The sequence below is a fragment of the Lactococcus protaetiae genome (assembly GCF_006965445.1).
In the GTDB taxonomy this organism is placed as follows: domain Bacteria; phylum Bacillota; class Bacilli; order Lactobacillales; family Streptococcaceae; genus Lactococcus; species Lactococcus protaetiae.
The window spans coordinates 1,875,232-1,890,304 of sequence record NZ_CP041356.1 but is presented as its reverse complement, the minus strand read 5'-3'; the positions used below and the strand labels follow the sequence as shown (position 1 = coordinate 1,890,304).

Genomic DNA, 15,073 nt, shown 5'->3' with positions numbered 1-15,073 from the left:
TTAGAAGAGGGGTGCTATGCAATTGAGAAATAGCTCAACAATGGCAAGGCACATCAGTAATGAAAAAACATTTGTTACGCTTACTTACATGAAGAATCAAAAATCATTTTATTTTTGATAGATTCTTTATCGTTTTTATGTTAGAATATAACTCATATTGAGTTTAAACAACTCAAAAATATAATCTTATTTATACCTAGAATATGGCTGGGCGTTTCTACCTCGTACCGTAAATGCGAGACAATAAGAGAACTCAATTTTTTAATTAAATTTGATTCTTTTTTGCATGTTTGAAACGCTCTATTAGCTGATAGGGTGTTTTTTATTTTTTGAAAATTTATCTTATTTTCAATGTTCCGAGTCAATTTTAACTCTGATAAAGTTTGTATGAAACAGATGGTTTTAGAAATAAAAATTCTCAGCTGATGTAGGTTGTATGAGGTATAAATGTAAAATAATATAGTCGCAGTCCACTGGATTTGATGATATATTCATTTAGAAGTGGCTAAGTACAAGGGGGAGATAATGAAATTATTAGAAGACCGCATTCATTTAGACGGTCATGTATTGGGGAATGATATTCTTAAAGTTGATCGCTTTTTGACCCATCAAGTTGATTACAAGTTAATGAAAGCAATCGGAAAAAGGTTTGCAGATGTATTTGCCAATTCAGGAGTAACAAAAGTTGTAACAATTGAAGCTAGCGGAATCGCTCCAGCAATCTATGTAGCAGAAGAACTTGATGTACCAATGGTTTTTGCTAAGAAAGCCAAAAATGTCACGATGAATGATGAGCTTTTAACTACAGAAGTTTATTCATTTACTAAAAAAATGACTTCAACAGTACAGATTTCTAAAAAATTTATTGAAGAAAATGAGAAAGTTCTTATTATTGACGATTTTTTAGCTAATGGGCAAGCGGCCTTAGGCTTGATAAAACTCATGGAGCAAGCTAATTCAGAAGTTGTTGGATTAGGAATGGTCATCGAAAAATCTTTTCAAGACGGACGTAAACAGCTTCTTGATAAGGGGCTGAAGTTAGTTAGTCTTGCTCGTATTGAGAAATTCGAAAATGATGAAGTAGTTTTTGCTAAAGCAGATGACTCATCATTCGACGAATAGCATGGATAATAATCTAGTTTTACTGTTGTAAAATCAGGTATGATCGAAACCACAAAGGGATAATCAAACAAATGTTTCAAAAAAATGAACAAAACAATTCTAAAGCCGCAGTATTAGGGCTTCAACATCTTTTGGCAATGTATTCAGGTTCTATTTTGGTTCCTATCATGATTGCAGGAGCTTTGCATTATTCTGCAGCTCAACTTACTTATCTTATTTCTACAGATATTTTCATGTGTGGTCTGGCCACTTTCCTGCAACTTCAGCTTCGTAAACAATTTGGTGTAGGGTTGCCAGTTGTTTTAGGCGTTGCTTTTCAGTCGGTTGCTCCGTTGATTATTATTGGGCATAATCATGGTCCTGGTGCTATGTTTGGATCACTGATGGTTTCTGGAATTTTTGTTATTTTGATTTCTGGCATATTTTCAAAGATTCGGAAATTATTTCCACCAATTGTTACTGGGTCGGTCATCACAACAATTGGCTTGAGCCTGATTCCTGTCGCTATTGGAAATATGGGAAATAATGTGGCAAAGCCAACAATGCAAAGCTTGATTCTTGCTGTTTTTACTATTATTGTTATCTTACTTATTAATATTTTTTCGACAGGTTTCATTCGTTCTATTGCGATTTTAATTGGGTTAGTGGCTGGTACATTACTTGCTTCAGCAATGGGATTAGTTGATGTCAACGCTGTTGCTCAAGCACCTTGGGCCCATCTACCCCAACCTTTCTTTTTTGCGGCTCCTAAATTTTATTTGGGAGATTGTTTAATGATGATGATTATTGCTGTTGTCTCACTTGTTGAATCAACTGGTGTATATCTTGCATTAGCAGATATTACAGGGGAAAATCTTGATGAAAAACGTCTTCGTAACGGATATCGTGCCGAAGGATTCGCAGTATTTTTGGGAGGTATTTTCAATACTTTTCCTTATACTGGATTTTCCCAAAATGTTGGCTTAGTTCAATTATCAGGAATAAAAACTCGTAAACCTCTTTACTTTACAGCAACGTTTTTAGTAATTCTTGGCTTAATTCCAAAGTTTGCAGCAATTGCCCAATTAATTCCTAATCCAGTATTAGGTGGCGCAATGCTTGTGATGTTTGGTATGGTTGCTACTCAAGGTGTGCGAATGCTTGGCAAGGTCAATTTTGATGGGAACCAAAATCTTCTTATTGCAGCGGTATCAGTGGCAATGGGTGTAGGCTTCAACTCAACTAATTTATTTTCCACTCTTCCGAATTTTATCCAACCGTTCGTATCAAATGGGATTGTAATGAGTACTGCTTCAGCGATTATCTTAAATCTTGTTTTTAATCATAAAAAATCAGAAACGTCTTCTTCAAAAATACAGAAAGAAGTTAAACTTGCAAAATAAAAATTCTGTCAGTACTGACAGAATTTTTTTATTTATTTGCTTTACTGATAGTTATTTTAACTTATCTTTTTCATACGTGTGGACGAGTTCCAAACCACGGAAAGCCTGCTGTCTTAGCGCTTCATAGACAATCATGCAGGCACAATTTGATAAGTTCAAAGAACGGACATGTTCATCATTCATTGGAATTCGGATACATTCATCACGATGTTCATGCATAAATGCTTCTGGTAATCCTGTGTCCTCACGACCAAATAGAAAATAATGGTCAAGATTATCATCAGAATAATCAACATCGGAATAAACGTGTTCTGCAAATTTACTGACAAGATACAGTTGACTTCCGTCAGTAATAGAAGACATAAACGCTTCCAAACTTTCATGGTAAACAATATTTACCTTGTCCCAGTAATCTAAACCAGCTCGTTTTAAATGCTTGTCTGAAATTTCAAATCCAAATGGTTCAATCAAATGAAGCACTGTATTTGTGGCTGCACAAGTTCTTGCAATATTACCTGTGTTAAAATGAATACGAGGTTCAAAAAGAGCAATATGATTCATAAAGTTACGCTTTCTCATAGTTTGTCAGTACTGACAGAAATTTTTATTACAAAAATAAAAAAACTAGGCCCCTCGGAGTCAATCTCAGCAAGAGGTCTAGTTGGGGGACTAATTTGCTTTAATCATAACAGGCAAGATTGAAACAAATTAATATGTCTATTATGATAACATTTATCTTTTAATTTGTAAAGAAAAAACACATATTTTTAACAAAAAAGGTATCTATTCGTCAGCAAAAAATACTAGTGAATTAAAATAAAAACTAATATTATAATTTTATACACTTAGCATTATATTCAGCGAAAATAGCAAATTTTTGCTATAATGATAGGAGCGAATTTTTAGAGAAAGGGTATGCTATGATTATTGGAATATGGGCAGAAGACGAACACGGTCTCATTGGAAAAGAAGAAAAAATGCCTTGGCATTTACCCGCAGAGCAGCAACATTTTAAAGCGACTACGATGGGACAGGTTATCCTGATGGGGCGTAAAACCTTTGATGGTATGAAAAAGCGTGTTTTACCAGGTCGGATTAGTATCGTTCTTACTCGCGACAAAAGCTATGTATCAGAAAATCCAAATGTAATCATCATGCACAGTAAAGAAGAAGTTCTCAAGTGGTATAAAGCACAAAATAAATCTTTATTTATTACTGGCGGAGCGGAAATTTTAAAACTCTTTGAATTAGACCTTGAACAGCTCTATCGTACAATTGTCCAAGGTGTATTTGAGGGTGATGCTTACTTTCCGAACAGTTTTGATTTTAGCAAATTTACTGAAATATCAAAGAAAATGTATGAGAAAGATGCCAAAAATCCCTATGACTTTATAATCAAAAAATATGAAAAAGTAAATTAAGAGCAATTAATCTAAAATTTACTCTTAAAACAATGTTATGCGACTTTGGGAAAAATATCAGATGCATCACAAAGTTTCATAATAGCGCCAATATATCATCACTTCTTGCGATAAATTGGCCATAGTATAAAAAAGTGAGCTCAAATATGACAAAATCAATCTTTGGACTCTTCACAGCTATCCTCTGTTGGATCTGTGTCGTCATTTCCATCCAATGTTTTAGAAAAAAGCGCTGGGGTTAGGAACACTCTTTCTCCTTAATGCTTTCACTAATTTAGTGAATTCTATCCATGCTTTTTTTGGGACTCTATTTTAAGAAATAGGAATTCCATACTAATATTATTTTACTTTACTGGAAAGTATAACAAACAGCTATAGAAACGAATAACACCATGTCAAATACACAAACTCCAAATATTTATTGTTCATTTTGTGGGAAAAACCAAGATGATGTAAAAAAGATGATTGCAGGCTCAGATGTTTATATCTGCAATGAATGTATTGAGTTATCAACACGTATTCTGGAAGAAGAAACACGTGAAGAACTTGCCTCTGAAATGCTTGAAGTTAAAACACCGCAGCAAATGTTGGAACAATTGAACGCATACGTCATCGGACAAGAACGAGCAAAACGTGCGCTTGCTGTAGCCGTATATAATCATTACAAACGAATTAACTTTGCAGGCAGTAAAGAGAATGATGACATTGAACTCCAAAAGTCAAATATTCTTCTTATTGGCCCTACAGGTTCAGGTAAAACCTTTCTTGCCCAAACATTAGCAAAATCACTCAACGTACCTTTTGCTATCGCAGATGCAACAAGCCTAACTGAAGCAGGCTATGTTGGAGAAGATGTAGAAAATATTCTATTAAAACTTCTCCAAGCTAGCGATTTCAATATTGAACGCGCTCAACGAGGAATTATTTACATTGATGAAATCGATAAAATTGCCAAAAAATCAGAAAATGTTTCCATAACGCGCGATGTATCAGGGGAAGGGGTACAACAGGCTCTTTTGAAAATCATTGAAGGGACTGTCGCAAGTGTCCCCCACAAGGTGGACGCAAGCACCCTAACCAAGAAATGATTCAAATTGATACTAAAAATATTCTCTTCATCGTAGGTGGAGCTTTTGATGGTATTGAAGAAATCGTTAAACAAAGACTAGGTGAAAAAATTATTGGTTTTGGGGCAAATAATAAGAAACTCGACGAAGGAGATTCTTATATGCAGGAAATTATAGCAGAGGATATCCAAAAATTTGGACTAATTCCAGAATTTATTGGACGTCTTCCTATTGTTGCAGCTCTGGAGCGTTTGACAGAAGATGATTTAATTCGTATTTTAACTGAGCCAAAGAACGCTTTGATTAAACAATACAAACGATTGTTGTCCTTTGATGATGTCAAGTTAAAATTTGAAGAAGATGCGCTTCGTGCGATTGCTCAAAAAGCGATAGAACGTAAAACCGGAGCACGTGGTTTACGTTCTATTATTGAAGAAGTAATGATGGATGTTATGTTTGAAGTTCCAAGCCATGAGGATATTAAAAAGGTAGTCATCAATCAAGCAGTCGTTGAAGGAACACAAGAACCTAAAATGATAAGAGAAACTGGTGAATAATGGCGATTAATACAAATAACCTAAAACTAACAATCTCTGCTGCTTCGAAAAAGCAATATCCAGAAAATGATTGGCCTGAAATAGCTCTTGCAGGTCGTTCCAATGTGGGAAAATCAAGTTTTATCAATACTTTACTTAACCGTAAAAATTTTGCCAGGACTTCTGGACAACCAGGTAAAACACAGCTTTTAAATTTTTACAATATTGACGACCAAGTTCATTTTGTCGATGTTCCAGGATATGGCTATGCTAGAGTATCTAAAAAAGAGCGTGAAAAATGGGGCAAAATGATTGAAGAATATTTGACAACTCGTGAAAATCTTCGTGCGGTAGTGAGTCTTGTTGATATTCGACATGAACCGTCTGAAGATGATATTATGATGTACGAATTTTTGAAATATTATCATATTCCCGTTATACTGGTTGCGACAAAAGCCGATAAAATCCCTCGTGGAAAATGGAATAAGCATGAATCTGTCATAAAAAAATCAATCAAGTTTGATAGTACAGATGACTTCGTTATTTTTTCATCAGCCGATAAAACAGGGTTTGAGGAAGCTTGGCAAGCTATTTTAAAATATCTCTGAAAAAAATGCTATGAAGAGATTCATAGCATTTTCTGGCAATTAAATTAATATCATAACGAATTTTTAACTTGTGCAGTTTATGTTAAAATTTTTCAAAAATGAAAGATATGGGGTTAGAATGTATAAAATTAAAATAAATAATATGAAATTTAGAGCTCATATCGGGGTTCTCTCTGAAGAAAAAATTTTGGGTCAAAATCTTGAGATAGACATTATTGTAGAAACTAATTTTGATTTTTCAGGTAAGGATGAGCTGGCTGAAACTTTATCTTATGTTGATTTTTATGAACTTATTAAGAATATTATTAGTCAATCTAAAGCTGACTTGATTGAAAGTTTAGCATTTGATATTATCAAAAGTATCAAAGCGACAACATCAAAAATTACTGCGGTTGAAGTTCATCTTAGAAAATTGGCTGTTCCCATTGAGGGGATTTTTGATTCAGTTGAAATTGAGATGAGAGGTTAGAAAATAATATGGAGGTTTTATGCAAACTGTTTATTTAAGTTTAGGAAGCAATATTGGTGACCGTCAATACTATTTACATGAGGCATTAAGCTTGTTGGGTGAGCATCCACAAGTTTTGCTTGAACATCATTCAAAATTTTATGAAACCTCTCCTGTTGGAGGAGTGGAACAGAATTCTTTCATCAATCTTGTGGCAAAAATTTCAACGTTGCTTTCTCCTAATGATTTGTTAGATTTTATCCATGAAATTGAAGAGAAATTAGATCGTGAGCGTAAAGTACATTGGGGGCCTCGAACGATAGATATAGATATCTTATTTTATGGGGAACAGCAAATCGATGAGCCACAGCTCACTATTCCACATCTAGAAGTTTTCAACCGTCTTTTTGCCCTCATCCCATTGTCAGAATTGACGGATAAAAGTTTTAAGTATAATGAAAAAATCAAAAATGCAATAAATCTTCTCAATAAGACTGAGCAGGAAGTAAAAGTGGTTGATGAGGAACAATCTCCACAAACTCGAATTGAGCGAGCTATCCGTGAAATTCTTTTTGCAGTTGGCGAGAATCCAGAACGGGAAGGACTGGTTGAAACACCAAAACGTGTGGCGAAGATGTATAAAGAGATTCTTTCATCTCAACGTTTGAACGAATTTGATGAATATAAGCTTTTTAAGATTGACCCTAGTAAAGTAGACTCGATAGTAACGGTCAAAGATATTTCTTTTTATTCGATGTGTGAACATCATATGCTCCCGTTTTTTGGAAAAGCACACGTTGCTTATATTCCTAAAGATGGAAACATTATTGGACTTTCAAAAATTCCTAGACTAGTTAATTATGTTTCGCGAAAATTATCTGTCCAAGAAAATATAACACGTGACATTGCAGAAATCCTTGAGAAAATTTTGGCTCCTAAAGGTGTAGCAGTAGTAGTTGAGGCGCAACATATGTGTGTCGAAATGCGTGGTGTTAAAAAAGAGAACGCTATTACTAGAACCTCTTATTTTCTTGGAGAGTTTAATGAGAGTGTCGAAAAAAGAATGGAATTCTTAGAAAGTTTATCTTAAAAATTTATGAAAATTATAGAATTAAATCAAGACCAGTTTTCTTTAAAAAATATCATGATACAATTTGAATGTGAAAGTTCTAAAAAAGCAGCTGAATTGATGAAAAGGTTACATAGAAATGGCAATAAAGTGCAGCTTACAGAGCGCTCTATTCTTGTAACTTTTGATATTTTTGAGCTTTCATTATTTGTAGAGTCATTACAGACGAGTTCTGATAAACAAGAACTTCAAAACATTCTACATCGCCATCAATTAATTTGGTCAGGAAATAATTTTAGTTTTGATTTGACTAAAAAGTCAATTGTTTATTCTATCTTGAACATTACACCAGATTCGTTTTATGATGGTGCCCCTGAAAATCTGACTTTAAGCCATATTTTAAAACGAGCTGAGTCAGACATTAATCATGGGGCTGCTGTTCTTGAATTGGGAGGTAAATCTTCTCGTCCAGGATATTCAGACATTACCCCAGAGGAAGAATGGTTGAGATTGGAAACTCCTTTGAAGGAAATTAGAAGAAACTTTCCTCAAGCTATCCTTGCTGTTGATACAGATGAAGCTTATGTTATGGAACGTGCTTTGGATATGGGAGTTGACATTATTAATGATATTGATGGTTTTGATACCGTTGATAAACTTAAAGTTGTCGAAAATTACCATCCTGCTGTGGTAGCAATGAATAATGGACGGGCTGGATTTTCTTATGCCGACAATGTTTATGAAGAGCTTTCTCAGTTTTTCTTGAAGAAATCAGGGGAACTTTCTCGACTGGGACTCAAAAGAGAGCAGATTTGTATTGATCCTGGTGTTGGATTTTTTACTGGACCATCTGGTTCAGATAGTGTTCAACGCATTAATACAACTGAGATTCTAACACGTTTAGGTTTACCTGTCATGATTGCTATCTCAAGAAAATCTTTTATGGGTAATATTTTTGGTGTGGATGTGGATGAACGTTTATTTTCTACTTTAATGTTTGAAGCAAAAATGATGTTAGAAGGTGGCAGGATTTTACGGGTACACGATGTAGCGGAAACAAAACGTTTAATTGATGCTGTGGAACTTTATAAAACTTTTTGATGAATAAGGAAAAATTAATTTCACCTCTTAAGAAACTACGAGAGTTTGAAGATACAAAAAAAATAGATGAAATTATTGAATTATTAAGAGCGGCACACGGAGAGCTTCGAGGAAGAAAAAATCCTGACTTGCAACTTTCTGCGAGTAGCCTTGTTTTTCAAGCTGAGCAATTATATTTTATTGAGCATCCTTATCAAAAAGAGCTTTTGCTTCCAGCTGGACACGTAGAACTAGGCGAATTTCCGCTAGAGACAGCAGCCCGTGAATTTCATGAAGAAACAGGATTTTATGCTGAAATGGGTGGTATTCTCGTTGATGTTAATCTTATTAAGATACCATTCAATGAAATAAAAAATGAAAAAGCTCATTTGCATATTGATTTTAGATATCTTTTGAAGAAAAGTATTAAACAAGCAAGTAGAGCGGAGTTACCAGTATTTCTACTTGCTCAGCAAGATGCTCCAGAAGAATTTAGAAAGTATTATCAATATAGTAAAATGGACTTGTCTTGATGAAATCAAGACTAAATTCGAAGCTTGCTATTCCGACTAGGCGCTTTGCCATTTGCTCTTGCTGCTTTAGCAGCTAGCTTCGCATGACCATTGACTGTAAGGCACTAAAGTGCCAACGCCAAATGGCAATCAAATGGACAGCGGAGCAAAGCGGAGATAGCACGCACTTGCTTTGATAAAAATGAATAGAAAACCCTATTTTCAGTATGCACGGGTGTTTTACAACTTAGAGGATTAAAATGATTGTTGAAGAAGCAGTGGAATGGATTCATTCCCGTTTGAAATTTAATATTCGACCAGGTTTAAGTAGGGTTGCGGCATTACTCAAACTCCTTGGAAATCCTGAAAATGAATTATCAATGATTCATATTGCAGGAACTAATGGGAAAGGATCTACGGTTGCATTTACGCGCTCTATTTTCATGCAAGCAGGATTTAAAGTCGCGTCTTTTACTAGCCCTTTTATAGAAACTTTTGGTGAGCGGATGAGCATAAATGCCCAACCTATCCCTGATGATAAATTAGTTTATTATGTGAAGTTGATTAAGCCGTTGGTGGAGCAATTAGATGTTGATGAGCAATTGTCTGGAATTACAGAGTTTGAAATTATTACAGCAATGGCCTTTAAATACTTTGCTGATGAGAGTGTAGATATTGCAGTTATTGAAGTCGGTTTGGGTGGCTTGTTAGATAGTACAAATGTGATTACACCTGTGGTTTCTGGTATCACGACGATTGGGTTAGATCATATTGATATTCTAGGCTCAACTTTAGAAGAGATTGCTGCGCAAAAAGCAGGAATCATCAAACCTGGTATTCCTGTAGTTACTGGTAATATCGTTCATGAAGCTTTACAGGTTATTTTAGAAACGGCTAGGAAAAACGTTGCTAGACTTTATCAGTTTAAATATGACTATCGAGTAGAATTAGAAAAAAATGAGCATTTTGATTTCTGTTCGGCAGGACAGATTATTGAGGATATTGAAAAATCGTTGACTGGTTTACATCAGATTGAGAACGCGGCGATGGCAATTGAATTATCACTTGTTTATGCTGATAAAGTGGGAATTTCGTTAACGGTGCAACAAATCAGAGAAGGAATAAAGAAGGCATATTGGCCTGCTCGTATGGAAAAATTAGGTGAAAAGCCTCTTGTTTTGCTAGATGGTGCACATAATGTCCATGCAATGGAACGGTTGTTACAAAATTTGAAAACTGAATTTTGTGGTAAGAAGATTACCATTATCTTTTCTGCAATTAATACAAAGGATATTGCACAAATGGTTAAGATGCTTCAAACGGTTGAAAATTCTCGGTTAATTTTGACGACTTTTGATTATCCAAAGGCACTACATTTAGAAGATTTTCGCTATCTTGAGGATGATGATGTGGAGTTGGCTCCAAGCTGGCAACTTGCTTTGGTGAGAATGAAAAAGATGTTAAAAGAGGATGAGGTGCTGCTTATTACAGGTTCTCTCTACTTTTCATCACAAGTGCGAGAATTTTTATTGAATGGATAACTTTGAATGGCATAAAATTTGAATTTTGAGCTATAATATATTAGGCTGACTTTAACTAAGCAAGTGTCTGCTAAATCCCCACCTCTTTTAGGTGGAGGGATAAGCAGCACTATCTCCGCTTCGCTACGCTGTCCATTCGCTCTATCTCCGCTTTGCTTCGCTGTCGATTCTCGCTACGGCACGAACGTGCCTAGTCGAAGTCGCAACTCGCTGAAGCGATAAGGCGAAATGGCAAGCTTTGCTTTCGTTCTACTGCCCTAGGGTCTTAGCGCTTTAGCGCTTAGACTTCAGGGACAGGGTGACCTCATATCTTTGATGTGAGGTTGTACCCTAACATCAGTGGGAGAGAAAGAATCTCACTGATGAAGTAATCACTTCAATGAGATGAGTGAGTCAGTAAAATGATTTTTGAATAAGGATAAAATATGATTCTTGTATCTTTTGTTTTCAAGAGATTGATTTTTCATTTAATGAATCATAAGAGGAGGAAAATAGAATTTTGATCGTATTAGCAGGTACTATTGGAGCGGGTAAATCAAGTCTTGCAAAGGCTTTGGGAGAACATTTACAAACGGATGTTTTCTATGAAGCGGTTGATAATAATCCTGTGCTTGACCTTTACTACCAAGACCCTAAAAAGTATGCTTTTTTGTTGCAAATTTACTTTTTAAATAAGCGATTTGAGTCAATTAAAATGGCTTATCGTGAGGATAATAATGTTCTGGATCGTTCGATTTTTGAAGATGAGTTATTTTTGACTTTGAATTATAAAAATGGAAATGTGACGAAGACTGAGCTTGATATTTATAAAGAACTGCTTGCCAATATGCTTGAAGAGCTAGAGGGAATGCCTAAAAAACGTCCTGATTTGCTCGTTTATATTGACGTATCATTTGATACAATGCTGTCACGTATTTCGCAGCGAGGTCGTTCTTTTGAACAAATTGATGGACAACCTGCTTTGAAGGAATATTATCATCAAGTTCATGGAGAATATCCAGATTGGTTCAATCAATATGATGTATCTCCTAAATTACGAATTGATGGTGATCGAATTGATTTTGTGAATAATCCTAAAGATTTGGATGCTGTTTTATCTCAAATCGATAATGAGTTGAAAAAATTGGATTTACTATAATCTGTCAGTATACTGACAGATTTTTTTGCATGATTTATATGGTTGGTTAGTGCTAACTGCAACTAGTGTGCCTATTTTCAGACGTTTTAGCTTTAGCGGCTGGATAAAAGGTGTTTACATCGACGTGTGGAAATAGTGAGCGTGACAAAGGTAAATGGCTGTTATGATATTGTTTTTGTGTTATGAAATTAGAGGGCAATGTTAATTCGTTGTTATCTTTTATAACAAATTAGTTATAGAATAATCAGTAAATTTATTGATAAAATGATATAATATTTAGAAATCTTATGTTTTATGGAGAAATGATATGACGATAAATATAGCATTACTAGGATTTGGAACAGTGGGGTCTGGACTTCCTGAACTACTTTTGGAAAATCAACAAAAATTGGAGATGATTTTAGAAAAAAAGATTGTGATTTCCAAGGTTTTATTGAGAAATCAAGAAGCGATTGAACAGGCAAGAGCAAATGGTTTTGATTATCCTTTTGTTTTGTCCATGAATGAAATTTTACAAGATGACAGTATTTCTATTGTCGTTGAGTTGATGGGACGTTTGGAGCCTGCGAGAACTTATATCTCACAAGCACTTTCTGCTGGAAAAAATGTAGTGACAGCAAACAAGGATTTACTTGCGATTCATGGGACAGAATTAAGAGCTTTGGCGAAAGAAAATCATGTTGCGCTATACTATGAGGCGGCTGTTGCTGGTGGTATTCCAATCTTGCGGACTCTTGCTAATTCATATGCTTCTGACAAAATTACTCGACTTTTAGGCGTTGTCAATGGAACGAGTAATTTCATGATGAGTAAAATGGTAGAAGAGGCATGGTCTTATGATGAAGCGTTGCAAGTGGCACAAGAATTGGGTTATGCTGAGTCAGATCCAACGAATGACGTGGATGGTATAGATGCTGGCTATAAATTAGCGATTTTGAGTGAATTTGCTTTTGGAATGTCGCTTTCGGCATCAGAAGTTCAACATAGTGGGATTCGTGAGATTGATAAGAGCGATGTAGAAATTGCACAGCAATTAGGTTATGTCATTAAACTTGTAGGTGAAATTGTCGAAGTTGAATCAGGGATTTTTGCAGAAGTGAGCCCAACGTTTATTCCAAAAACTCATCCGCTTTCAAGTGTTAGTGGAGTGATGAATGCTGTATTCATTGAATCTTTAGGGATTGGTGAGTCAATGTTTTATGGTCCAGGTGCTGGGCAAAAGCCAACGATTACGAGTGTTTTAGCAGATATTATCCGAGTGGTAAAACGGATGAATGATGGAACAATTGGGAAAAGTTTTAATGAATATTCACGAAAAACAAAACTTGCTAAACCTGAGAATGTTAAAAATAAATATTATTTTTCAATTGAAACACCCGATTCTACAGGGCAATTTTTAAGATTAGTTAAAATTTTTACAAGTGAAGATGCTTCTTTTGAACAAGTATTACAGCAAAAAGGTGATGGTAAACGTGCCATTGTTGCTATTATTTGTCATTCGCTTAATCAAGTGCAGCTAAAAAATATACGGGAGAAATTAAATCGTGAAGTAGATTTTTCTCTACTTAATTCTTTCAAAGTGATTTATTAATAGACGTTGCTTTTTTGTCGAACTACGCTTTGAGACAAACTCTGCTTGCTTCATACACAACCTTGACAGTGTCCCCTCACTCACACTGTCAAGCGCTTGACCATTTACGTTGCTCCGCTTCGTTACGCTGTTGATTTTACTAAGCCGCTAGGTGAAACAGCTAGCATATCCGTTGCTGCTTTAGTGCAAACGGCTATCTTATGAAGTCAAGACTTATTCAGTGGGAGTTTCGTAAAACATTTGTCCATTTTCTCTAGTCGCTGAAGCGACTGATAAAAGGGCAACTCCCCACTGAATTTAGTCGGACGAAATTCAAAGTTAGTGCTGCTTCATCCCCTACCTAAGAGGTAGGGGAGTTAGCACGCACTTGTTTTGATAAAATCGCAAGGCGAAGTGGCAATTAAATGAATGCAAAGCTGGGGCGTCGTCAAAAGCAGGACGAGTTGAATTCACAGCTTTAATAGAATACTTCTAGAAATACGAGAAAGTAGAGTGGTTTTTACATGGTTAAAATAGATAGGAAATTGAGATGAAAATTATTGTTCCAGCAACTTCAGCAAATTTGGGTGCCGGTTTTGATTCTATCGGGATTGCAGTAAATTTGTATCTTACTGTTGAGATTCTTGGTATTTCTAATTCTTGGTATATTGAGCATGATTTAGGTGAAAATATTCCAACTGACGAACGAAATTTATTGCTGACAACTTTGACAGAAGTTCTGTCAGTAAAAAATGTTGTTTTATCAGAGAAATATCATTTAAAAATGACGTCTGAGATTCCACTAGCTCGAGGTTTAGGTTCTTCAAGTTCAGTAATCATTGCAGGTATCGAATTGGCAAATCAATTGGCGCAACTCAATCTGACGATTGATGAGAAGCTAGAACTTGCCACTCAGATTGAAGGTCATCCTGATAATGTGGCACCAGCACTTTTGGGAAATCTTGTCATTGCGACAACGAGTAATCATCATACTGATGCGGTATGTGCAGAATTTCCAGTCTGTAAACTTTTGGCTTTTGTGCCAAATTATGAATTGAAGACAATGGATAGTCGCAAGGTTCTACCTAAACAATTGAGCTATAAAGAAGCTGTAAGTGCAAGCTCAATTGCTAATGTGCTGACAGCAAATCTTTTGACAGGAGATTTATTGTCAGCAGGGAAAATAATGGAGCGTGACCGTTTTCATGAACCTTATCGTGCTAATCTTGTCCCAGAGTTAGATATTTTAAGAAAAATCGGAAGAGCATACGGTGCTTATGGTACTTATTTGAGCGGTGCTGGGCCGACAATCATGATGTTATGTGCTGACAAAGTTCTGTCAGTACTGACAGAACAAATTCATCAGGACAAGCAATTAACTGGACAGCTTTATTCACTTGAAATTGATAAAATGGGCTTAAAAACTGAACATTGAATTAAAAATCTGTATTCTTTTACAGATTTTTTTGATTATTTTATAAATAAAATGATATAATCATTAAAGGAAAAAGAATGAGAAGTATATCACTAACTTTTGTTCTATTCTGTTATATATACGGTTTCGCATTGTAATTTTTAA

At 35.4% G+C, this 15,073-nt stretch carries 13 protein-coding genes, 1 pseudogene and 1 riboswitch; of the genes and pseudogenes, 13 read left to right on the top strand and 1 reads right to left on the bottom strand.

Annotated elements, in window-relative coordinates; genetic code table 11:
- Positions 1–166 precede the first annotated feature (166 nt).
- Positions 167–264, top strand: a riboswitch (purine riboswitch).
- A 261-nt stretch (positions 265–525) separates the two neighbouring features.
- The gene (locus FLP15_RS09040; RefSeq protein WP_142766848.1) at positions 526–1,122 is read left to right on the top strand and encodes a xanthine phosphoribosyltransferase; all 597 of its coding nucleotides are present in this window, start codon (positions 526–528) and stop codon (positions 1,120–1,122) included.
- A 71-nt stretch (positions 1,123–1,193) separates the two neighbouring features.
- On the top strand, positions 1,194–2,504 hold the full coding sequence (locus tag FLP15_RS09035) for a nucleobase:cation symporter-2 family protein (protein WP_142766847.1): 1,311 nt from the start codon (positions 1,194–1,196) through the stop codon (positions 2,502–2,504).
- Between the two features lie 51 nt (positions 2,505–2,555).
- Here the strand turns inward: FLP15_RS09035 and FLP15_RS09030 are convergent, their stop codons facing one another.
- A complete protein-coding gene (locus FLP15_RS09030; protein WP_142767485.1) occupies positions 2,556–3,065 on the bottom strand; it encodes a tRNA (cytidine(34)-2'-O)-methyltransferase in 510 nt (169 codons plus the stop codon).
- A 359-nt stretch (positions 3,066–3,424) separates the two neighbouring features.
- Between FLP15_RS09030 and FLP15_RS09025 the strand changes: the two genes are divergently transcribed.
- The 11 genes and pseudogenes from FLP15_RS09025 (at position 3,425) to thrB (ending at position 14,929) form a co-directional block, all read left to right on the top strand.
- Positions 3,425–3,925 (top strand): dihydrofolate reductase, encoded by a 501-nt coding sequence (locus FLP15_RS09025; RefSeq protein WP_142766846.1) that lies wholly within the window; start codon positions 3,425–3,427, stop codon positions 3,923–3,925.
- 392 nt (positions 3,926–4,317) lie between these two features.
- A pseudogene (gene clpX / locus FLP15_RS09015) lies at positions 4,318–5,549 on the top strand (ATP-dependent Clp protease ATP-binding subunit ClpX).
- Positions 5,549–6,136 (top strand): ribosome biogenesis GTP-binding protein YihA/YsxC, encoded by a 588-nt coding sequence (gene yihA / locus FLP15_RS09010; RefSeq protein ID WP_142766845.1) that lies wholly within the window; start codon positions 5,549–5,551, stop codon positions 6,134–6,136. Before clpX ends, yihA begins: the two are co-directional and overlap by 1 nt.
- Positions 6,137–6,254: 118 nt before the next feature.
- A complete protein-coding gene (folB, locus tag FLP15_RS09005; protein WP_142766844.1) occupies positions 6,255–6,605 on the top strand; it encodes a dihydroneopterin aldolase in 351 nt (116 codons plus the stop codon).
- A gap of 19 nt (positions 6,606–6,624) precedes the next feature.
- The gene (gene folE, locus FLP15_RS09000; protein ID WP_142766843.1) at positions 6,625–7,674 is read left to right on the top strand and encodes a GTP cyclohydrolase I FolE; all 1,050 of its coding nucleotides are present in this window, start codon (positions 6,625–6,627) and stop codon (positions 7,672–7,674) included.
- Between the two features lie 6 nt (positions 7,675–7,680).
- The gene (gene folP / locus FLP15_RS08995; protein WP_142766842.1) at positions 7,681–8,754 is read left to right on the top strand and encodes a dihydropteroate synthase; all 1,074 of its coding nucleotides are present in this window, start codon (positions 7,681–7,683) and stop codon (positions 8,752–8,754) included.
- Positions 8,754–9,266: an NUDIX domain-containing protein gene (locus FLP15_RS08990; RefSeq protein WP_142766841.1), complete on the top strand. Its 513-nt coding sequence runs from the start codon at positions 8,754–8,756 to the stop codon at positions 9,264–9,266. Before folP ends, FLP15_RS08990 begins: the two co-directional genes overlap by 1 nt.
- A 239-nt stretch (positions 9,267–9,505) precedes the next feature.
- The gene (locus FLP15_RS08985; protein ID WP_142766840.1) at positions 9,506–10,786 is read left to right on the top strand and encodes a bifunctional folylpolyglutamate synthase/dihydrofolate synthase; all 1,281 of its coding nucleotides are present in this window, start codon (positions 9,506–9,508) and stop codon (positions 10,784–10,786) included.
- 496 nt (positions 10,787–11,282) lie between these two features.
- Positions 11,283–11,924 (top strand): deoxynucleoside kinase, encoded by a 642-nt coding sequence (locus FLP15_RS08980; RefSeq protein WP_142766839.1) that lies wholly within the window; start codon positions 11,283–11,285, stop codon positions 11,922–11,924.
- A 307-nt stretch (positions 11,925–12,231) separates the two neighbouring features.
- On the top strand, positions 12,232–13,515 hold the full coding sequence (locus FLP15_RS08975) for a homoserine dehydrogenase (protein ID WP_142766838.1): 1,284 nt from the start codon (positions 12,232–12,234) through the stop codon (positions 13,513–13,515).
- Positions 13,516–14,044: 529 nt separating this feature from the next.
- Positions 14,045–14,929: a homoserine kinase gene (gene thrB, locus FLP15_RS08970; protein WP_142766837.1), complete on the top strand. Its 885-nt coding sequence runs from the start codon at positions 14,045–14,047 to the stop codon at positions 14,927–14,929.
- The last annotated feature ends 144 nt before the right edge of the window (positions 14,930–15,073 follow it).